Here is a 20,689-nt window from a genome sequence, read left to right as displayed (position 1 = left end):
GGAAGGTATCACGGGGCCGCAGCCCTATCGGTAGAGCCGATAGACGCGAGAGTTTGGGCGCTCCTTGGCGAGTGGGGCGCCGAAGCTCTGGGGACGGCTCGCGGGTGGAGGCGTCGCGGGGCGCCTGGGCTCGCCAGCTCGCGCGGGGTCGATCTCCGCGGGGCGCTCGAGGGGGGCGCGCTGGGGGAGGCTCGGGGCGGAGATCGGCTCGGCGCTGCGCGTGGGAGCGCTCGAGGTCCCGGTCGCGAGCTGGGCCGCGAGCCGGGTCGTGTTCGTGGGCGGGTGTTCGCCGTGTTCGTGCAGGCGGCGCTCGAGCCGGGCGAGGCGCTTGGGGCAGGGGAGGCGCGAGCCTCGGGTGACGGCGAGGGCCTCGGCGAAGTCCCCCTCGTAGTGCTCGAGGTGCTTGGCCCAGGCCTCGGCCGCGGCGGGCGAGCGAGGATCGCAAGTCCACGCGAAGCGCCACAGCTTGGCCGCCCGGGGTCGCTCGCCTGCGCGCCGGTGCAAGCTGGCGAGCTCGAGGGCGGCGGTCATGAGCTCGGCCTGGGTGGGCTCGCCGCGGCCGGAGCGTGGCGTCGCGCCGCGGGCCTGGCCGAAGGCGGCGACGCGCGGGCGAGCGACCCCGGGCGCGCCCTCGTCTTGATTGGGACGCTGCGCGGGCTTGGGGCGCAGCGCGGGCTCGACCCAGCTCGCGAGCAGCTCGCGGGCCTGGTCCTCGAGCCCCATGGTCTGGAGGTGCCGGGCCGCGCGCATGGCCGCGCCGAGGTCCGCCGGGGCCGAGATGGCCTGGGCCAGGCGGGCGGCGATGGCCGGGAGCGTGAGGAGATCGGCGAGGTTGTGGTCGCAGACCTGCTCGAGCGGGCCGAGGTCTCCACGCAGGGCCTCCCAGAAGGCCGCGGGGATCTCCGAGGAGGGCAGGTCGCCGCGGCGCTCGAGGCCGAGGACGTGGCGCTCGAGGGTGCCCAGGCGGCAGTCGGGGAAGTGGCCGCGCCACATCCGGCGGGCGCGGTGGAGGAGGTCGAGGTGCGGGCCGTCGAGCTCGGGGGAGGCGATGTGATGCCGCTGCGCCCGCAGGCGCAGGAGCGGGAGGTCGAAGCTGGCGCCGTTGAAGCTCAGCAGCGGCGCGGGCTCGAGGCGGCGCAGGGTGGTCAGCATGTCCGCGAGCATCGCCCCCTCGCCGCCGACCCGACCGAGCACCCACTGGCAGCTGCGCAGGCGCGTGCCCTCGTGCCAGAGCAGGCCGATCACGAAGGGCTGGGAGGCGCTGGCCAGGCCGGTGGTCTCGCAGTCGATGAACACCGGCCGCTCGCCTCGGTCGGCGCCCAGCTGGATCAGCGCGCGGCCCAGGGCGGAGAGCTCGGGCAGGCGCAAAGACGCGAAGGAGCCGTCGAGGAGCGGCTGGTCGCGGCCCGGGGTGAGGCTCCAGCTGTGCTCGCGGCGGGTGAAGCCGAGGCCCTGGGTGGCCAGCTCGAGGCCGCTGGGAGCGGGGGGAGTCGAGGCGAGGGCGCTGGAGGGCGCAGCGAGAGCGCGCTCGAGCCCCTGGGGGGCACGGTGGGGGACTTGGGGGGCTTGGGGAGCGCGGTGGGAGGGCGCCGTGTCGGGCCGGAGCGCGGGCTTGGGGGCGCCGGGGAGCTGAGCGCGCAGTCGCGCGCGGAGCTGGGGGAGGCGGCGAAGGGCCGCGTCGGCGCGGGGGTCGTGGCGAAGGTCCGCATTGCCGAGCTCCGTGCGGCTGTCGGCCCGATGCCGCGCGTTCCCTCGCGGGTCGATGCCCACATCGTCCTCGGCGGCGAGCCGCGGGGCGAAGCGTTCTTCGCTCGCCGCGTCGCTGCCAGTGCTGGCCGTGGCCGCGGCGCGCTGCCCCGTCGCGTCCGAGGACAGCGCCCGGGCGTGGCGAAGGCGCATCATCAGGCTCACGCCCACACCTCCGCGGCCGGCTCGAGGCCCTCGCAAAAAGCCTCGAGGGTGGCGAGGAGGTCGGCCCGGGCGTGGCGGCGCGCGTGGAGCTCGAGGGCGGGATCGGGGGCGGCGCCCATCGTGGGGGGGTCGAGGGCGACCTCGGTGCCGATGCAGGTCGGGCAGCCGTGTCCGCAGCCGCAGCCACGGGCGACGGCGAGCACGTGCTCGAAGAAGTCGCGGCCCAGGCCGTGGATGCGCGTGGCCAGTCCGGCGCCGCCGGGGAGGTCGTCGTAGAGGTAGATGGTGGGCCGGCCGCCAGCGACGAGGCTCGCCTCGGGCTTGGGTCGACCGAGGCCGACGGGGGCCCAGGCCGCGACGCCGTCGGGGCCGGGCACGCCCGAGGTGACCGCGTGGCGGAGATCGCCGACCTCGCACATCAGCACCATGGCCGCGACGTGGTGGATGGCGTGGGCAGCGGCGAGGGCCGCGTTGGCGCGGCGGTGGGGATCCCCGAGCTGGGCCAGCAGCGCGTCGGGAAAAGCCCAGTAGGCGGCGACCGTGTGCAGCTCGAGGTCGGGCAGGCGCACCGGGCCAAAGCCGATGTTCTCGTGGGTTCGAAAGCGCAGCTTCTTGAAGCCGGGCACGGCCCGGACCACGTGGGCGTAGCCGGTGCCGGCGTGGACGCGGCGCGGATCTCCCGGCGGGAGCGCGGTGAGCTTGGGCCGAGCCTGGGTCCCGTCCGCGTCATCGCCCTCGAGCATGCGCACCCGCAGCTTGCAGACCGCCTCGGTGTAGTAGTGCGCGCTGACCTCGCGGACGTAGGCCTTGCGCTCGTCCCAGTCGAGGCGGCGGACCTCGAAGGTCTTGCCCTCGATGGGATAGATCGCGCCGGGGTGCAGGTAGAGGGGCGCGTCCTCGAAGTCGACCTCGGCGAGGACGCGGCCGTCGGCGAGGTCGCCGGGGCGCTCCTCGAGCACGCTGAAGTTTTCTTCGATGGTGCCGCGCAGATCCACGCCCTCGGCGGGGAAGGACGAACCGATCGCGTAGAAGCGGCGGCCGCCGTCGGGGTCCTGCTCGCGCAGCAGGGCCCCGCGCTCGGACAGGTAGTCGAGCGCGCCCGAGAGCTCGGCGGGATCGAGGCCGCCCCAGCTTCGCCACCAGTCGGGGGTGGCCTGAGCGGCCTGATCAGGCTGATCAGGCTGATCAGGCTGATCAGCATCCGAGAAGCCAAAGGGCAGCTCGTAGGCGGCGCAGCGCAGGTGCGGGATCAGCACCTCGGGGTTGAAGGCGTCGACGCGCGCGTGCTCGGGCGGCTCGGAGAACAAGAACTCCGGCGCGGCGGCGAGGAACTGATCGAGGGGCCGCGAGGAGAGCACCATGACGGTGAGCGAGGGCGCCTGACGACGGCCCGCGCGGCCGGAGCGCTGCCACGTGGCCGCGCGCGTGCCGGGGTAGCCAGCGAGGACCACGGCGTCGAGGCTGCCGATGTCCATGCCGAGCTCGAGGGCGTTGGTCGAGGCGACGACCTCGGCCTCGCCGCGGCGCAGGGCGTCCTCGATCTCGCGGCGGTGCTCCGGGAGGTAGCCGCCGCGGTAGCCCCGGATGCTCCGGCGCGCGCGCGCTGCCGCGCCGGGATCGATGGGCGTGGTGGACGAGGGCGCGGAGGCTGGCACGTCGAGACTCTCGGCCGCCGATGCGCCGGCAGCCGTGCGAGTGGAGGCGTTGGGGCGAGCGCGCATGCGCGCCCACGGACCCACGGCCTGCGAGGGGCCAAAGCGGGGCATGTCCGGCGTGGTCATGCTGGGCTGTTGGGCCAGCGCGTCGCTCGGCGCCAGCGGTGAGCGCTGCTCCTCGCGGACGCCGGACTCGTCCTCGCGCAGGTAGCGGGTGAGCAGCTCGACGGCCTTGCGCGTGCGGCAAAAGGCGAGGGTGGTCATCCGCTCGCGGCGGAGCTCGGCCAGCACCGTGCGCGTGGCCTTGAGGTAGTCGCGGCGCACCCCGGTGAGCGGGTCGACCACGGCGGGGTTCATGATCACGAAGGTGCGCGGCCCGAGGGGGGCCGTGCTCTCGTCGACGAGATCGAAGCGATCGCGGGCGCACAGCGCCGACGCGAGCTCGCGCGGGTTGGCGATGGTCGCCGAGCACCCGATGATCTGGGGCTGCGAGCCGTGGAAGGCGCAGGCTCGCCACAGGCGTCGCAAGACGTTGGCCACGTGGCTGCCGAACACGCCGCGATAGCAGTGCAGCTCGTCGATCACGACGTAGCGCAGACCGCCGAGGAAGGTGGCCCAGCGGTCGTGATGCGGCAGCACGGCGCGATGCAGCATGTCGGGGTTGGTGGCGATCACGTGAGCGCGAACACGGGCTATGCGACGCTGATCCGGCGGCGTATCGCCGTCGTAGGTGCCCGCGCCCAGGCAACCCGCGAGGCTCGTGCCGGGGGCGACCAAGCTGCGCAGCGCTTCGATCTGGTCGCGCGCGAGGGCCTTGGTGGGGAACAAGAAGAGCGCGCGCGCGCTGGGGTCTTGGAGCGCGGCCTGGAGCACCGGCGCCTGGTAGCAGAACGACTTGCCGGAGGCCGTCGCCGTCGAGAGCAGCAGATCTCGACCCGCGAAGAGCGAGTCCAGGGCGCTGGCCTGGTGCGCCCACGGGCGCTGTACGCCGCGCAGAGCGAAAGCCTCGCGCACGCGCGGCTCGATCCACGCGGGCCAGTCGGCGAAGCGTGCCGGCCTCGCGGCTTCGCGGCGGATCGTGGTGAGCTCGAGCTGCCGGAGCGCGCCGAGGCGCTCGATCAGTCGCTCGTGCTCGGGGGTCGAAAAGGCGGCGGCCGAGTCCCCGCTCGATGGCGCTGAACTCGGCCGCCTGAAAACATCAGGCTTCCCCGCGCGCGCAGAAACGCTTGATTTTGAAGGAGGATCCGGCGTTTCTGGAAGGAGGGTCCGTGCGCGGGGAAAGCCTGATGAGTGCTCTAGCATTGAAAGCGGATCTCGCCTGCACTGAACGAGTGACCACTCGTAGCACTCGTTCAGTCCTGCCGTCAAGGTGCCCGCGAACGCTCGTTGATCCACTTTCGCAGGCCGCGCGATCGGCTCGGAAAAATGGCGCAGGTGACGCGGTCGCGTTTGCGGGTAGAGCGCCGGGCTCTCAAAGGTCCGATGTGCGCTCCGCGCACCACCCTAAGCCATTGTGATCGCCTCGCTTTTCGATGGGGAAGGGATCTTCTCGGGGCGAGCGATGGCGTCGCGAAGTGCTCGCGCCGCGACCAAAATTTTCATCGCGCGAGCACGAGCTCGTCCCGATCTCGAGGCGAGATCCTTGCTCGCTTGCGCAGGCAGTTCGCGCGTGGTGCTTTGCGTGCGTGCAGTCGAAAGACGTCGCCCCCGAGTTCGCAGGTCTCGCGCGCTTCATGGAAGCAGGCATCCCCTTCAACGCCATGTTGGGCGTGCACGTCGATCGTCTCGTGCGTGGCGAGTGCGTGCTGCGGATCCCCTGGAACGACCGGCTAATTGGCGATCCGACGCGTCCTGCGGTGCATGGCGGCGTGATCTCGATGCTCGCGGACACCTCCGGTGGGGCGGTCTGCTTCTCGATGCTCGACAACCGCGACGACCGCGTCTCGACCGTCGACCTGCGCGTCGACTACCTGCGTCCCGGTCCGTCGCAGGACCTGTTGTGCCGCGCGAAGGTGATTCGCATGGGCAACAAGGTCGCGGTCACGCGCATGGAAGTCTTCGCCCACGCGTTGCCCGCAGCGGGTGAAGAGGGAGAGCCCATCGCCACGGCGCAGGCCGTCTACAACGTGGTGCGACGCAGCGAGTGAAGCTCGCGGACCCGCGAAATTCGCTCAAAAATCGGTAGTTAGAGGCGTGGAGCCTAAACTGATCCGGTGTCGGATCTGCGCACGCGGCCACGGGTGGCCGTGAACTACGAGCTGGCGGTGCGCCTGGGAGAGCGCGTCGGTCGAGGCGAGACCGAGAACGTCAGTGACATCGGCGCGATGATCTCGGTGCAGCTGGAGCCACCGCCCGAGGCGGGCGAGGTCTTGGCGCTGGTCGTCGACATCCCAGCGCTCGGCGCGATCGAGGTCGAGGCGGTGGTCCGCTGGGTCTCGACGGTGCTGCCGGGGATGGTCGGCGTGGAGTTCGAGCAGCCCGTGCCGACGGCGCTCGCGGTCCACGTCGAGGGGCTGCTCGCGCGGGCCAGCTGAAGCGCCGGGGCGAAGTGCCCGAGCTTCGAGTCCGCGTCGAGAGCGAAGCGGATGCATCCGCGAAGCAAGCTCGAGGACATCCCCTTTGGTGGGCCGAGGAGGCCGAGGAGGCCGAGCGTAGCGAGCGGGCTCAGGCGAACTTATCGAAGCGCGCCTGGACCACGAACCACACGTCGCGCGCAAAACCACAGCGCGGACACTTCACGCGGGCGACGCGGTAGCGGTTGTCCGCCAGGACCTCGGCGCGGTGCTCGACGCAGCGGACCGCGCTGCCACAGACGGGGCAGGGAGAGCGTCGCGCGCGGCCCTCGATCACCGCGGGCGACTCGACCTCGATGGCGCGGCTGGGATCCCCGCCGGGGAGCGCGCTCGCGGGCGGCAGCGATGGCGCGTGGCCTCGTCCACCCTCGATGGCGCGGGCCCGGTTTGGGGTACCGAGTCCAAAGAAGACCCCCGCGAGCAAAGCTGCGAGGACGAGGGCGAGGAGCGTGAACACGCGCCTCGAGTCTAGAGCACCAATCGGTTCGATCCCACAGCCCAGGGTGCGTCTGGGGACCTCGCTGGCGTTGTCATTCGGCGCTCGCAGTGGGCCCAGCACGGCTTCGGCCAGACGCGCTCTAGCAGCCAGCGGTGAAATCCAGCGCGGCTCCTCGTGCGGCAGACGAGTCGAATCCATGCCCCGATGGCTGCCTGAGCGCGCTGTGGATCGCAGTGCGCCACGTCGCGCCTGGACCTCGGCATCCGGCGGCGGCCTCGCCGGGCTCCTGCACCGCACACCAGTCCGCTTCCGCACATCGCGTTGAACATGGATCTTCAGTTCAGCTGGTAGGCTCTCGTCCTCGCGTGCCTCGTCAAAGGACATGGGCGGTGGCCCTCGTCTCGACCCTCGTGCTGGCCGGAGGCCTCGTCGGCCTGAGGTACTGGCGGAGCGATGACGCTGGGGTCGGCGGCGCCGAGGCGGGCGCCGTCGCGGTCGAGCTCGCCGCCGTCGAACACGGTCCAATCGCCCGTCGACGCGGCTTCACGGCCTCGGTGGAGGCCTCGGCCGCGTTCACCTTGGCGCCGCGAGTGGCGGGGCGCGTGGCCGCCATCGATGTCGACATTGGGGACCCGGTTCGCCGCGGTCAGGTGGTGGCGACCCTCGATGACGCGGAGCTCGGCCAGGCCGAGGCGGGGGCCCGGGCGGACATGACCGTCGCCAACGCGCGCTCGAGCGCCGCCGCCAAGGCCCTGGAGATCGCCGAGCGCGACCGGGATCGCGCCCGCAAGCTCCACGCGCGGAGCATCGTCTCGGCGCAGGATCTGGACGAGGCCGAGGCCGACGCGCTCGCGGCCGCGGCCGATCTCGAGGTCGCGCGCGCCGAGGCGATCCGTGCGAAGGCGACCCACGCGGCCGCGAAGATCCGCCGCGGCGAGGCGGCGATCACCGCGGACTGGGAGGCCGGCGACGACGAGCGCGTGGTCGCGGTCCGCTACGCCGACGAAGGCGACGCGCTCGCGGTCAACGCGGCGCTGTTCGAGATCGTCGAGCTCGATCCGGTGATCATCGGGCTGTCGGTGACCGAGGCCGACTACGTCGCCCTGCGCGAGGGCATGGCCGTGACCATCGTCGCCGACGCTTTCCCTGGCGAGTCCTTCCCCGGCGAGATCGCCCGGATCGCGCCGGTGTTCCGCGCCGAGTCGCGCCAGGCCCGGGTCGAGGTCGAGGTCCCAAACCCAGACCGGCGCCTCAAGCCCGGGATGTTCGTGCGCGCCGAGGTGGTGCTCTCGCGCATCGAGGACGCGACGATCGTCCCGGCCGCCGCGGTGGTCGAGCGCGAGGGCGAACACGTGGTCTTCGAGGTCCGCGAGACCGGCGAAGGCGAGCGACGGGTCCGCCAGCGAGCCGTGACCCTCGGCGTCGAGGAGGGCGAGCGCGTCGCCGTGGCCACCGCCGACGGGGAGCCCCTCGTGGGGCCGGTGGTCGTGCTCGGTCAGCAGCAGCTCGCGGATGGGGCCAGCGTGGTCGTGCCCGCGGGGGTCGGCGGCGGCCCGACCGTGGACGCGGGGCAGGGGGCGCCATGAGCCCGAGGGGGACGCGGTGAAGCTCGCCGAGGTCAGCGTCCGGCGTCCGGTGCTGACGCTGATGCTCACGCTGATCGTGGTCGTGCTCGGCGGCGTGTCCCTGGCCCGGCTACAGATCGACCTGCTGCCGAAGATCGAGCTGCCCACGGTCACCATCCAGACCGAGTACGAGGGCGCCAACCCGGAGGTCATGGAGCAGCGGGTGACGACAATCGTCGAGGAGATCGTCGCCACGGTCCCCGGGGTCGAGAAGCTCGAGTCGACATCCTCCGAGGGCGAGAGCCGGGTCAAGGTCAGCTTCGGCTGGGGCACCCAGGTCGACCTCGCGGCCGTCGACGTCGACGCCAAGCTGCAAGACGAGATCAACGAGCTGCCCGAGGACATCGTCCGCCCGCGGGTCAGCAAGTTCGACGTCGGCAGCTTCCCGGTGGTCGTGCTCGGGATCTCGAGCGGCCTCGACCCCGTCTCGCTCACGACCTTGGTCGACGAGCAGCTGCGCAACCGCTTCTCGCAGATCCCCGGCGTGGCCCAGGTCGACCCCTGGGGCGAGTTTCGCCGGGAGATCCGCGTGGAGCTCGACCCCGCCCGCGTCCGCGCCCTCGGCATCCCCCTCGACGACATCCGCCAGGCCCTCGTCGACGCCAACGTCGACCTGCCCGCGGGGAGCATCGAGCGCGGGCAAGAGGCGGTCAGCGTGCGCGCGCCGGCGCAGTTCAGCGACCTCGAGCAGATCCGCGCCACGGTGATCGCCGTCCGCGGGGGCGACCCCGTCGCGCTGCGCCAGGTCGCCGAGGTCCGCGACACCTACGAGAAGCTCGACCGCCTGGCCCGGGTCAACGGCGAGCGAGGCCTGCGCCTGGCGATCCGCAAGCAGTCCGACGCCAACACCGTCGAGGTCGCCCAGCGCGTGCTCGCCGAGGTCGAGGCCATCAACCGCGACTTCCCCGAGGTCCGCGTCGTCCCGGTCATCAACCAGGGCAACTTCATCGAGCGCTCGCTCTCCAACGTGGCCCAGTCCGTGGTCTATGGCGGGCTGCTGGCGATCGTCGTGCTGCTCTTCTTCCTGCGCAACCTGCGGAGCACGGGGGTGATCGCCGTGGCGATCCCGGTCTCGCTGATCGCCAGCTTCGCGCTGCTCGAGTTCTCGGGGCTGACCCTCAACCTGATGACCCTCGGCGGGCTGGCCCTGGGCGTGGGCATGATGGTCGACAACGCGATCGTCGTGCTCGAGAACATCTTTCGTCGCCGCGACGAGCACGGCGAGGACATCGCCGTGGCGGCGATCGCCGGCACCGCCGAGGTCGGCCCGGCGATCGTCGCGAGTACGCTGACGACCCTGGTGATCTTCTTGCCCCTCGCGTTCGTCGGCGGCGTGTCGGGGGTGCTCTTCGTCGACCTCGCTCTGGTCATCGCGTTCACGCTCAGTTGCTCGCTGCTGGTCTCGCTGAGCCTGGTGCCGATGCTCGCGGCCAAGTTCTTGCGCGGGCGCGGACCGGGCGAGGGGGCAGGGACGCGCGAAGGGGCGGAGAAGCGCGAGGGCGATGATGATGAGGGCACGGGCGAGAGCGTGAGCGAGGGTGAGGGCGCGCCCTCACAGCTGCGCTCGGGCCTGGGCGCGCGCCTGGCCGATCGCGCCCAGCGGGCCTTCGAGGCCGTCGAGACGCGCTACACGGCGGTGCTCGCCGGCGCCCTCGAGCACCGCGGACGGACCATCACCGTGGCCTTCTTGGCGCTGCTCGCCAGCCTCGCGCTGATCCCCACGATCGGGACGGAATTCTTGCCGCCCAGCGACGAGGGCGAGGTTCGGGTCACCGGCGAGATGGCCGTGGGCACCCGCCTGGAGCTGCTCGATCGCCAGACCCAGCTGCTCGAGGCCCGGGTGTACCCGCAGGTGCCCGAGGCCCTGTCCTCGGTCACGAGCATCGCCGCGGTGGCCCGCGACACGAGCTCGGCCTACCGCGGCGAGCTGCGCCTGACGTTGGTTCCCGCCACGCAGCGCGAGCGCTCGAACGTCGAGATCGCCGACACGCTGCGCGAGCAGCTCCGCGGCGAGATTCCGGGCATGGAGATCCGCACCCGCGCGCCCCAGGGTCAGTTCCTGCTCGAGCGGGTGCTGGGCGGCGACGAGGGTCTGGTCGTCGAGGTCCGCGGCTTCGACATCGAGACCCTCGACGCCCTGGCCCAGCGCGCGTCCGAGCTCGTCGCCGAGGTCCCCGGGGTCAGCGATGTCGAGCTCAGCCTCGAGGCCGGCGTGCCCCAGGCGAGCATCGAGGTCGATCGGGCCAAGGCGGCGAGCGTGGGCCTGAGCCCGCGCGACGTCGCCGAGGTGCTCGAGATCGCGGTCGCGGGAGCGCGGGCGGGCGAGTACCGGATCCGCGGCTACGCCTACCGGATCTTGGTCCAGCTCGCCGACGCGGAGCACCTGCCGCTCTCGGAGATCCTCGACCTGACCCTGACCACGCCCAGCGGCGAACAGGTCGCGCTGCGCAGCGTCGTGCGCGTGGAGCAAGGGCGCGGGCCGATCGTCATCGAGCGCAAGGACCAGCGTCGCCTGGTCCGGGTGAAGGCCAACGTCGCCGGCCGCGACCTCGGCTCGGTGGCGCGTGACATCGAGGCTCGCCTGTCCGAGCTACCCCGCCCCGAGGGCTACGAGCTGCGCGTGGCCGGCAGCTTCGAGGAGCAGCAGGAGGCCTTCGGCGAGCTGATGATCTCCTTGGTCCTCGCGCTGGCCCTCGTCTACATGGTCCTGGCTGCGCAGTTCGAGTCGCTGCGCGACCCGCTGATCGTCATGCTCTCGGTCCCCGTCGCCGCCATCGGGGTGCTGGTGATCCTCGCGGCCACGGCCACGACCCTCAACGTCCAGTCCTTCATCGGCTGCATCATGCTCGGGGGGATCGTCGTCAACAACGCGATCTTGATCGTGGATCAGGCCCGGCGCCTGGAGGAAGAAGAGGGGCTGGCGGCCATCGACGCGGCGCGCGAGGCCGGGCGCCGGCGCCTGCGGCCGATCTTGATGACGACGCTGACCACGGTGCTGGCGCTGCTGCCCCTCGCCCTGGGCATCGGTGAGGGTGCCGACGCCCAGGCGCCCATGGCTCGGGCGGTGCTCGGCGGGCTGGCGGCTTCGACGGCGCTGACCTTGCTGCTGATCCCCGCCGTGTTCACGACCGTGCGCAGGCGTGGTCGCACCTAGCGGGCGCGCCCTGTGTTCGCGGCGTCGCCTTGCGTCAGCGCGCACGCAGGCATAAACCAATCCAAGCATGCGTAGGTCCTATCGAGCACTGACGGGGGAAGAGGCACTCAGCGAGCAGCTGCGAGGGCTAGCGGGTTCGCTGGAGGCAGGCTTCAACGTGGCAGAGGAGTGTGTCTATCGCCACCCGGCCGAGCACGACGCGCTTGTCTGGCAGTCGGGGGATCAGCGGGCGGTGATCCGCTACGGCGAGCTCGCCGAGCGCACCCGGGCGATGGCGGCGGTGCTCCACGCCGAGGGCGTGAGGCCGGGCTCGCGCGTGGCCATGCTGCTGCCCAAGCGCCCGGAGCTGCTCGCGACCTGCATGGCGATCTGGCAGCTCGGCGCCACCTTGGTCCCGCTGTTCACGGCCTTCGGTCCGGCGAGCATCGAGGCGCGGGTGAGCGCCGCCGACGCGAGCTTGGTGGTCACCGAGGCCGCGCTGATCGAGCGCCTGCCCGCGAGCTGCGAGCGCGTGCTCGACGTCGACGCGCTGCCCCAGGTGAAGGGCGAGGCGCCCGAGTTCCAGCGCCACGGCGCCGACGAGCCCTTCATCTTGATCTTCACCTCGGGCACGACCGGGCAGCCCAAGGGCGTGCCCGTGCCCCTGCGCGCGCTGCCGGCCTTTCGCGCCTACCTGGAGTACAGCGTCGACCTTCGCCCCGAGGATCGGCTGTGGAACCTCGCCGACCCCGGCTGGGCCTACGGCCTCTACTACGGCGTGGTCGGGCCGATGCTGCTCGGGCACACGATCCGCTTCTTGCAGGAGAAGTTCGACGGCGAGCGAGCGGGCGCCTTCGCCCGGGCCGAGGGGATCACCAACTTGATGTCCGCGCCCACGGCCTACCGCGCGCTCGTGCCTCACCTCGAGGGCGTGCCGCTGCGCGTGGCCTCGAGCGCGGGCGAGACCCTCTCGGCGGACCTCGCCCGGGCCTTCGAAGAGAAGACCGGCGCGGCGCTGCGCGATCACTACGGTCAGTCGGAGCTCGGCATGGTGATCGGCAACCACCACGGCCTCGAGCACGAGGTCCACGCCGGGGCCATGGGCCTGCCCAACCCCGGCTTCGCTGCGGCCGTGCTCGACAAGGAGCGCAAGCCCGTGGTCGGCGTGCCCGGTCAGCTGGCCCTGCACCTGCCCTCGTGCCCGCTCAACTTCTTCGCTGGCTACCACGCCGGCCGCGACGCCGAGCGCATCGGCGAGGACGGCTGGTACCTCACCGGCGACGTGTGCATCCACTACCCGGAGGGCCACTTCGCCTTCGCCTCGCGGGCCGACGACGTGATCCTGACCGCCGGCTACCGCGTGGGCCCGGCGGAGATCGAGGAGCCGCTGATGCGCCACGCCGCGGTCCAAGACTGCGCCGTGGTCGGGCGACCCGACGAGACTCGCGGCGAGATCATCGTGGCCTTCGTGGTCCCGACCCCCGGGCTCGAGACCACACAGGAGGCGCTCCTCGACCAGCTGCGCGTGTACATCAAGCGCGAGGTCGCGGCTCACCTCGCGCCGCGGGAGGTCCACCTGATCGACGAGATCCCGCGCACGCCCAGCGGCAAGTCTCAGCGCTTCGTCTTGCGCGAGCGCCTGCTCGCGGACGGCTGACTCACTGGGGCACGACGCCGGGCGCGGAGGCCTCGAGCTCCCAGCGCCAGTTGTCGAGCAGGACCAGGGCGTCGGCGAGGCCCGAGCCCGACTCGCCGGCGTCGAAGACGAACATCTGGATCGTGAACACCTCGCCGGGGACCACGTTGCCGCGCATGGTCAGCCAGCCGGTCGCGCCGCCGGAGTAGGTGTGCCCGCCCCCGCAGCCCGGGTCCGAGGCGCCGTAGGGCGTGTCGACGAGCTGGTCCACGCCCTCGCAGGCGACCGCGTCCTCGCTGCCGCTGCCCTGGCAGCCGAACTTCGAGCCCACGGCGCACTGGCGAAACAGCCCGCTGTCCCGGGCCAGGTTGACGCCGATCGGGTACTGCCCGCCCTGGCCGTCGTCGTAGATCGCAATGTTGCTGTCCTCGGGGTTGGCGTCGCTCTCGCTGGCGATCAGCGCGACGAACATGTCTTGATACTGCCCGCACACCCACTCGGGGTACTCGGCGTTGAAGAAGTCGAGGTCGACGCTGAAGGACAGGGCGTTTGTCGGGGCGCGGACGCTCAGCTCGAGCATCGCGGGATCGCGGATCTTCTTGCCGTTTTGACCGCAGCCGGGGTTCTTGGGCAGGTAGCCGCCGTGGAAGCTCAGCCACTCGCTGGGCGCGTCCTGGTAGGCGCCCCAGCCCTTGCCCCACTCGGCGCTCGCGGCCGTGTCCGAGGCCCAGCCAGACGAGAGCACGACCATGGCCGCGTTGGCCGGCGGGAGGTTGGGGCCGTACTCGGTCGGCAGGCCGACCTGCTGCCAGCTCGCCAGCGGGGCGCCGCCGGGCTTGGCCACGCTCGCCGAGATCACGCCCCAGACCCGCGACTCGAGCGGGGCGTCGGCCTCGGTGAACGAGCACAGCTCCATGGCGCGGGCGAAGTCCAGGGGGTCCGTGGAGCCCTCGGACAGGCCGGCGTCACAGGCGAGCGGGGCCTCGTCGAGCTCGCCGTCGCAGTCGTCGTCGACCTCGTTGCCCTGGACCTCGAAGGCGCCAGGGTTGACGAGCTCCGGGTTCAGGCAGCCGCCGCCGGCGATGTCGCAGCAGTCGCCGCTGCAGCTGCCCCAGCCGTCGAGGTCCTGGTCGAGGTCGTCGTCGATGGCGCCGTTGCAGTCGTCGTCGACGCCGTTGTCACATTGCTCGCTGACCGGGGTGAGCTCGCCGATGCACGCGCCCCAGGCGGTGCCGTCGTCGAGGCAAGTGCGCTCGCCTCCGGTGCAGGGGCCCACGCCCTGGGTGCCAGCGCTGCCGGAGTAGCAGGCCTCGACGCTGCCCGGGAGGCAGTGCACGCAAAAGCCAGAGTCGGGGTCGCACAGCTCGCCAAAGGGAGAGTCTGTGCACTCGCTGTCGCTGACGCAGGCGTCGTCGCTGGTGTCCGCGCTCTCGGAGCTGCTCGTGTCACCCGTGCTCGTCGTGCCGACGCCCGCTTCGCTGCTCGAGTCGCCGGCGCTCCCGCCCTCTTCGCTGCCCGCGTCCTCCGAGCCGTCGGCGTCGGCGTCGTCGGCGAAGCCCGAGCCGCTCGCGTAGGGGGAGGGCTCGTCCTCGCTGGCGCAGGCGCAGGCGAGGACGGACAGCGCGGTCAGGCAAAATTTAGTGGGGACGCGAGCGAGATGGACCACATCGCCAGGCTAGTCCTGGCCAGTCACGAACACGCGACAACCAGGATGCCCGGCGTGTGAACTCGCCGCGAGGTGGGGACCGCGGAGTCGTCGATGCGAACGATCTCCGTCAGCGGCGGGCTGACGACCGTGGCGCAGGGCGGTTGTCGAGCTCAGGGGGCGCGGAGACGTCGGGTCGGGAGCCCAAGGCAAATAGCGGTGAGCACGAACATGCTCCAGGGTGATGACGGGGTGTTGTTCATGGCGCAGCCTGCTTCGTTGGTCGACTCCGCGCAGCTGAGGCCTTTGCCACTCGTCAACCATGCGTTGTCGCCCGTGGCGGGCAGCATCAAGAGCAGCCAACCGCCTTCGTCGTACATCTCCTGGCAGTCGTTGGTCTGGAACGCCGCGCCCAGCGAGAGGCACTCTTCGAGCGCCTGTTCGTGAAACTCGTCGAGGCGAAGGTCTTCGTCGAGCTCTTCTTGGGTCAGGCAGTCGCAAGTGCGGCCGGTCGAACCGTCGAGATCGCGCAGCAGCGTTGGATCTCCATGTTCGTCGTACCCCTTTGCTGGATAGAGCATGCAGACCGGGAGCAGCTCGGAGTCCGGCCCGGCCAGCTGTCGTTCGGCGCAGCCTCCGAGAGACAGCAGCGCGAAGGCGAACATGATAAAGCGCCTCATCGTGGGTGCTCGATCTTCGTGAAGCCAGTCGTCGTATCGTCTTCCGAGTCTTCCGAGTCGTCCGAATCTTCCAAGTCTTCGGTCTCCCCCGCCTCGTCCGTGCCATCTCGATCATTGCATTCGAAAGGCGCAGGGTCGTCGGGACAGTCTCCGAAGGGGGGCGGGCTCACGTATGCGCAGGAGTCGATACAGCTCCCGGACTTGGTCGGCCCGTCGTTGGTGAAGATGGGGCCAAACTCAATCTCGTCTTCGTAGCAGTTGTGATCGAAGCCTGACGGCACTGAGGATGCACACTCGTCCCGTGCCGCGCTCTGGATCTCTGCGACGAGCGCGAGGAACTGTTCCTCCGGGACCTCGTCTTCGATCCACTGGGCTTCGGTTGCGTTCAAACATTCACAGCCGACGACGGCGGCGCCGTCCTCGAGCACTGGCCTGGTGAGCTCTGGTGAGCCGATCGGCCACATGACAGGGGCGGCGGCGGCGGTGCAGTAGTCATCGCCCACGATGTTCACGAGGATGCAGTAGTCGGGGATGATGCAACCCGATGACTGGAGTAGCGCTGCGCACAGCCCGAGTGTTCCGCCGACGCAAGCGCTCCAATACAGGGCTCTCTCCAACATGGGAGAACATGGTAACAGCCTGGGTGAAGAGGGGGCAACGAGGGATCAGCCCTCGTCGCCGATCTCGAGGATGTAGTCAGCGATCAACGCGAGCTTGTCGTCGCCCAGGCTGGCGAAGGGAGGCATCTGCGGCATGTCGGCGCGCTTCTTCCCCGGCGCGGTCGCCCAGGTGACGATGCCCTGGGGATCTCCACCATAGATGCCAGCGATCTCCGTCAGCGGCGGGCCGACGACTCGGCGATCGAGGGCATGACAGCCGCTACAGTTCATCTTGAACAGGTGCTCGCCCTCGCTGACGCCGGAGGCGGCCCGCGAGATGCCCATCTCCTGGTCGTAGGCGGCCTGCTCGGCCTCGGCGAGGTAGCGCTCGGTCTCTTCGGCCATCGCCCGGCGGTGGTCGTCGAGGGCCGTGGCCCGGGCAAAGTGGCGACCCAGGCCCATGCACAGCACCGTGAGGCTCAGGCAGGCGACGATGAAGGGCAGGCGCGCGCCGCTGGGCTCGCGGGAGCTCAGCTCCTTCCACATCATCCAGACCGCGGGCACGGCCAGGCTCGCGCCCAGGAGCACGGTCAGGACCACGCTCGCGTGCGTGGCCTGGGCCGGCAAGGTCAGCAGGACCAGCGGGCCGATCAGGAACTGGGCCAGGGAGACCACGAAGGCGATGGCGTAGAAGCTGCGGATGATCCGCCCGCGGGTCAGGGTCTCGAAGGGGCCGTATTCCTCGAACTTGGGCCCGCGGACGAGGTGCACGCCGTAGAGGCTGGTCAGGATCAGCGAGGCCGAGAGGAAGTGGAAGTAGCGCGGGAACACGTTGGGCAGGGCCAGCGTGCTCAGGAAGCCGTGGACCTCGGTCCACTGATCGGGCAGCAACATCAAGTTGACGTTGGCCAGGAAGATCAGCGGGATCATCAGCAGCAAGAGCACCGCGAGCGCGAGGATCGCGATGTGCACGACCTCGAGCTCGCGCAGGCGATCCCAGCTGTACTTGTGCAGGTAGATCAACAAAAAGGTCAGCGCGACCGTGGGGATGACCATGATCCACGCGGCGCCGGTCAGCGCGTTGGCCGTGTAGAAGTGCACGGTGTAGAGCACGTTGATCAGCAGCAGCGGGGCCACGCCGAGGACCACGGCCAGGCTCTTGTTGACCGTCACGGTCGCGGCCAGCATGCGCGCGAGCTTGTCGTAGTCGCGCACTCGCAGCCCGCGGATCTCGAAGCCGAGCACGAGGATCGAGCCGCCGACCATGAGGTTGACGAAGATGATGTGGGCCAAGAACGCGAGGACCAGCAGGACCTCGAGGAAGTAGGGGTTGGCCGGCAAGGGCAGGGGGATGTCGCGGGGGATGGGTGTTGCGATCATGACAGACCTGTCTGGCTAGGAGCCCGTGGTGGAACCCAGCGCGGCTCCTCGCGCCGGGGTTTTTGTCGAGGGCGCGAAGCCAAAACGCCGCTGTACCGGGCGTACCGCAAGTTTTGGCGACAACGCCATCGGCGGAAGGACCAAGCGAGGTGTCGTGTTGGGTTTCACCACGGGCTCCTAGGAGTCGCGGACGAGGCAGGCTCAGCCGGCGTCTTGGACCTGGGCGCTGTCGAGGCCGAGGCGCTTGCGCCCCGGGGCCGCGGTGACGCCGGCCGACTGCGCGCCCTCGATGACGTCGCGGTGCTGCTGGAGGGTGACCAGATAGGCCGCGAGCGCGGCCTGCTCTTTGGGGCTGCCCGGGAAGGGCGGCATGAAGGGGCGGGCGGCGTGCATCGAGCCGACGTAGGCGTCGATCGCCCCCGCGTCCCAGGGCTGCTCGTCGCCGTACATGTCGACCAGCAAGGTGCGCATGCCGTTGACGCCGTCGGCGGTGTGGCAGCGCGTACACGCGATCTTGAACACCTCGCGGCCGGCCTCGACCTCGTTGTCGTCGGTGATCTCGCGGACCGAGGTGTAGGTCGCGTGGGTCAGCAGGCCGTCGCGCTGGAGCAGCGGGTAGTCATCCTTGCGGATGCCGTTGGCGTACATGTAGTTGGCGATCGCGTAGGGCTTGCGCACGAACTCGCGGACGCGCTCGAAGCTGGCGATGAGCGCGACGGAGAGCAGCGCCGGGAGGATCAAGGCCCACGGGCGCAGGCTCTGGGGGCGGGTGAAGCCCCAGGCCGCGATCGCGGCGATCAGCACGCAGGCGACGGCGAGCACCCACAAGGCCACGGTCGACCACTGCGAGAGGGCCTGGGTGAGCAGCGCGACCGGGAGGTTGCCCTGCATGGCCTCGGGGACCACGGAGGCGTACCAGCTGCCACCGATCACGCAGGCCGGCGTCCACAGCAGCATCCACTTGGACACGGCGCGGACCACCCTGGCGCGCTCGGTCGATCCGCGCTCGGTCGAGAGGTGGACGATGGGCAGGCTGAAGGCGCCGGCCATGATCATCGCCAGCGGGGTGCGGAAGGCGAGCTGCGGCAGATAGATCGGGTTGAGCACGCCGCTCAAGAAGGTCTTGTCGGTCAGCCACGCGCCCGGGTCCATCATGAAGCCGAGGATCGAGACGATGATCGCCATGGTCCCCCACGAGGCCAGGCTCAAGCCCACGCCGAGGCGTAGGTGGGCGCGCTTGCGTGGCCCGACCCAGGTCTTCCAGGTCAGGTAGTAGGCCAAGATCAGCGCGACCTCGGTGACGAAGACGATCCACTCGGTGAACCATCCCCAGAAGAACACGCGGATCAGGCTGCCGATCGCGTAGGGGTTGACCAGGCTGGTCGAGAACCAGATCCCGACCCCGGTCAGCGCGCCGACCGTGGTCGTGACGATGAAGAAGACCATCAGAATTCGCTGGGCCAGGCGGTCCCAGCTTGGATCTCCGGTCTTTTGTCCCTTGTGCTCGAGGTAAGAGACCAGCGGGATCCCGCCCACGGCCATGCCGTGGTTGATGACCACGTGCAGGATCGCAATGATCGCGATCAGCATGCGGTTGTTGAGCAAGTCGAGGTGGTAGATGGGGAGGTCCATCGCGTGTTGGTGTAGAGCGCGGGCGTCGACGCGTCACCGCGACCAACGGTCGCGAGACGATCGGGCGCAGCTCGAGGGCGCGAGCTGGAGTGATCGCTACCGACGTCCGTGTTGGCATCAGGCTGCGATCACCGCTGCGATCGCCGCGTGCAGACGCGAGGCCGCGCGATGCTTCGCCGAGTGTCGACGACGTTGGAACGCGGGCGGGTGATCACGAAAGACGCAGCCAGACCGCAGACTGGGGCCGTGGGGCGGGTCATCGACACCCTTGGGTGTGGGCGATAACCTGCCCCGATGTCGCAGGGGGCGAACGCGAGGGGGACCTCGGAGGGGGACACCGAGCTCGTCGAGGCGGCGCTCGGCGATGGCCCCGGCGCGCGCCGACGTCTGGCCGAGCGCTTGCTCGACGTGATCCACCGCGAGGTCGTGTTCGTGCTTCGCCGCCACGCGGCCAGCGTCGGGCGCGATCCGGGCCAGGAGGCGGGCGACATGGTTCAGGAGGTGCTGGTCTCGCTCTTCGAGCGCGACGCGCGAGAGCTGCGGCGCTGGGATCCGCAGCGCGGCCGCTCCCTCGACAGCTTCGTCCGCCTCGTCGCCCGCCGCCGGGTGGCGCGGATCTTGGGTCAGCAGCGCGGGAACCCCTGGGCGGAGCTGCCCCGCGACCCGCAGACCATCGACGACGACCCCGCGGCGATGCACGAGGCCGAGGGGCTGGCGCGCCAGCTCGAGCAGCGCGACGAGCTGGGGGCGGTCCTCGATGCGCTCTACGCCCGGATGAACGAGCGCGACGCCGAGCTCTTCGACCTGCTCTTCGTGCGCGAGCTCGAGCCCGGGGAGGTCGCGGAGGCCCTCGGTATGACCCGCCAGGCGGTCAACGCGTGGAGCTATCGGACCCGCAAGCTCGCGCGCAGCCTGATTTTGGGGGATCCGCGTCGAGCTTCGTCATCGACGCGAGAGCCACCGTCAAAGGAGAAGCTGGGCCATGGATGACGAACTCCTGCGCCGCCTCGGGCGGTACCAGCGTGAGGCGCTCGAGTCTGAGCCGGCGAGGGAGGAACTCCCCGAGCCGCTCGCCGGGGAGGCGCGCGCGCGACTGCTCGACGACGTGTTCGCGCGCCTCGAGACCGAGTCCCCCGAGACCGAGACCGAGACCGAGGCCCCCGAGGCCGAGGTGGTCATGGCCGAGACCCCCGAGCCGACCTCGTCCTCGCCGCCGCGCTCGAAGAGCGAGGCCGGCGAGGCGGATGGGGGGGTCGTCGAGCTGCGCGCCCGCTCGCGGCGGAGCTTGCACTTCATGGGTCCCGCGCTCGCTGCGGCCGCGGGCTTGCTGCTGTGGTGGGGCGTCCGCAGTGACCCCGGGCAGGAGGTCGCCGCGCTGCCTCGTTACGAGCTCTCGCGCTTCGAAGGGGGCGTCGCTAGCACGCGCGGCGCGGCCGAGGTGCAGGCGAGCCTGCGCTTGCGGCCCGACGACGCGATCGACTGGGTGTTCACGCCAGCGCAGCCGATCCATGGGCCGGTCGCGGTAGCGATCGCGGCCGAGTCGAGCGCTGGCGAGCAGCGCTTCGCGGGCCCGGTCGACGCCGAGATCTCACCGGAAGGTGCGATTCGTCTACACGGCGGCTTGGATGGCTTCGTGGCACTAGATGCAGGTGAGTGGAGGGTGCAGGTGTTGGTCGCGACACCCGGGCTCTTGCCCGAGAAATTCGTGGCCGAGGAGGCGCAGGGGGCTTGGCAGCGGATCGTCGTAGGCGTCAAGATTGAGCCCTTCTGAGAGGAAGACT

The 20,689-nt window shown here is 70.7% G+C and carries 15 protein-coding genes; 7 read left to right on the top strand and 8 right to left on the bottom strand.

Annotation, left to right across the window (positions count from 1 at the left end; all coding sequences use genetic code 11):
* Positions 1–24: 24 nt before the first annotated feature.
* Positions 25–1,902, bottom strand: coding sequence for a ribonuclease H-like domain-containing protein (locus G6O69_RS33525; RefSeq protein ID WP_255216750.1), 1,878 nt, complete (start codon positions 1,900–1,902; stop codon positions 25–27).
* A gap of 5 nt (positions 1,903–1,907) precedes the next feature.
* Positions 1,908–4,580, bottom strand: a complete 2,673-nt coding sequence (locus G6O69_RS33520) for a DEAD/DEAH box helicase (protein WP_172307544.1) — start codon at positions 4,578–4,580, stop codon at positions 1,908–1,910.
* A 671-nt stretch (positions 4,581–5,251) separates the two neighbouring features.
* Here G6O69_RS33520 and G6O69_RS33515 point away from each other — a divergent pair.
* Both G6O69_RS33515 and G6O69_RS33510 read left to right on the top strand, forming a co-directional pair.
* A complete protein-coding gene (locus G6O69_RS33515) occupies positions 5,252–5,713 on the top strand; it encodes a hotdog fold thioesterase (RefSeq protein WP_172307543.1) in 462 nt (153 codons plus the stop codon).
* A gap of 66 nt (positions 5,714–5,779) precedes the next feature.
* Positions 5,780–6,100, top strand: coding sequence for a PilZ domain-containing protein (locus G6O69_RS33510; RefSeq protein ID WP_172307542.1), 321 nt, complete (start codon positions 5,780–5,782; stop codon positions 6,098–6,100).
* 130 nt (positions 6,101–6,230) lie between these two features.
* Here the strand turns inward: G6O69_RS33510 and G6O69_RS33505 are convergent, their stop codons facing one another.
* Positions 6,231–6,596 carry a hypothetical protein gene (locus G6O69_RS33505; protein ID WP_172307541.1) on the bottom strand — a complete coding sequence of 122 codons (366 nt, stop codon included), beginning with the start codon at positions 6,594–6,596 and terminating at the stop codon, positions 6,231–6,233.
* Positions 6,597–6,967: 371 nt separating this feature from the next.
* Here G6O69_RS33505 and G6O69_RS33500 point away from each other — a divergent pair, with 371 nt between their 5' ends.
* The 3 genes from G6O69_RS33500 to G6O69_RS33490 all read left to right on the top strand — a co-directional run bounded on the left by G6O69_RS33500 (position 6,968) and on the right by G6O69_RS33490 (position 12,993).
* Positions 6,968–8,164, top strand: a complete 1,197-nt coding sequence (locus G6O69_RS33500) for an efflux RND transporter periplasmic adaptor subunit (RefSeq protein WP_172307540.1) — start codon at positions 6,968–6,970, stop codon at positions 8,162–8,164.
* 16 nt (positions 8,165–8,180) lie between these two features.
* Positions 8,181–11,357, top strand: a complete 3,177-nt coding sequence (locus G6O69_RS33495) for an efflux RND transporter permease subunit (RefSeq protein WP_346017117.1) — start codon at positions 8,181–8,183, stop codon at positions 11,355–11,357.
* A 67-nt stretch (positions 11,358–11,424) separates the two neighbouring features.
* Positions 11,425–12,993 carry an AMP-binding protein gene (locus G6O69_RS33490; protein WP_176397242.1) on the top strand — a complete coding sequence of 523 codons (1,569 nt, stop codon included), beginning with the start codon at positions 11,425–11,427 and terminating at the stop codon, positions 12,991–12,993.
* Position 12,994: 1 nt separating this feature from the next.
* Here the strand turns inward: G6O69_RS33490 and G6O69_RS42520 are convergent, their stop codons facing one another.
* From G6O69_RS42520 to G6O69_RS33465, 5 genes are all read right to left on the bottom strand, one after another.
* Positions 12,995–14,638, bottom strand: coding sequence for a MopE-related protein (locus G6O69_RS42520; protein ID WP_172307537.1), 1,644 nt, complete (start codon positions 14,636–14,638; stop codon positions 12,995–12,997).
* A 152-nt stretch (positions 14,639–14,790) separates the two neighbouring features.
* Positions 14,791–15,297, bottom strand: a complete 507-nt coding sequence (locus G6O69_RS33480; protein ID WP_176397241.1) for a hypothetical protein — start codon at positions 15,295–15,297, stop codon at positions 14,791–14,793.
* Entirely contained in the window at positions 15,294–15,917 is a 624-nt protein-coding gene (locus tag G6O69_RS33475; protein WP_217909967.1) for a hypothetical protein, read from the bottom strand. The genes G6O69_RS33480 and G6O69_RS33475 overlap by 4 nt, the downstream gene beginning before the upstream one ends.
* Positions 15,918–15,962: 45 nt before the next feature.
* The gene (locus G6O69_RS33470; protein ID WP_172307534.1) at positions 15,963–17,276 is read right to left on the bottom strand and encodes a cytochrome c; all 1,314 of its coding nucleotides are present in this window, start codon (positions 17,274–17,276) and stop codon (positions 15,963–15,965) included.
* 201 nt (positions 17,277–17,477) lie between these two features.
* A complete protein-coding gene (locus G6O69_RS33465; protein WP_172307533.1) occupies positions 17,478–18,908 on the bottom strand; it encodes a cytochrome c in 1,431 nt (476 codons plus the stop codon).
* 294 nt (positions 18,909–19,202) lie between these two features.
* On the opposite strand from G6O69_RS33465, the gene G6O69_RS33460 reads away from it, so the two are divergent.
* The gene (locus tag G6O69_RS33460; protein ID WP_172307532.1) at positions 19,203–19,898 is read left to right on the top strand and encodes a sigma-70 family RNA polymerase sigma factor; all 696 of its coding nucleotides are present in this window, start codon (positions 19,203–19,205) and stop codon (positions 19,896–19,898) included.
* Positions 19,891–20,679 (top strand): hypothetical protein, encoded by a 789-nt coding sequence (locus G6O69_RS33455; RefSeq protein WP_172307531.1) that lies wholly within the window; start codon positions 19,891–19,893, stop codon positions 20,677–20,679. Before G6O69_RS33460 ends, G6O69_RS33455 begins: the two co-directional genes overlap by 8 nt.
* Positions 20,680–20,689: the final 10 nt, after the last annotated feature.

The sequence above is a fragment of the Pseudenhygromyxa sp. WMMC2535 genome, from assembly GCF_011083025.2.
The sequence above is the reverse complement of the archived record's forward strand: the minus strand, read 5'-3'. Positions and strand labels throughout refer to the sequence as shown.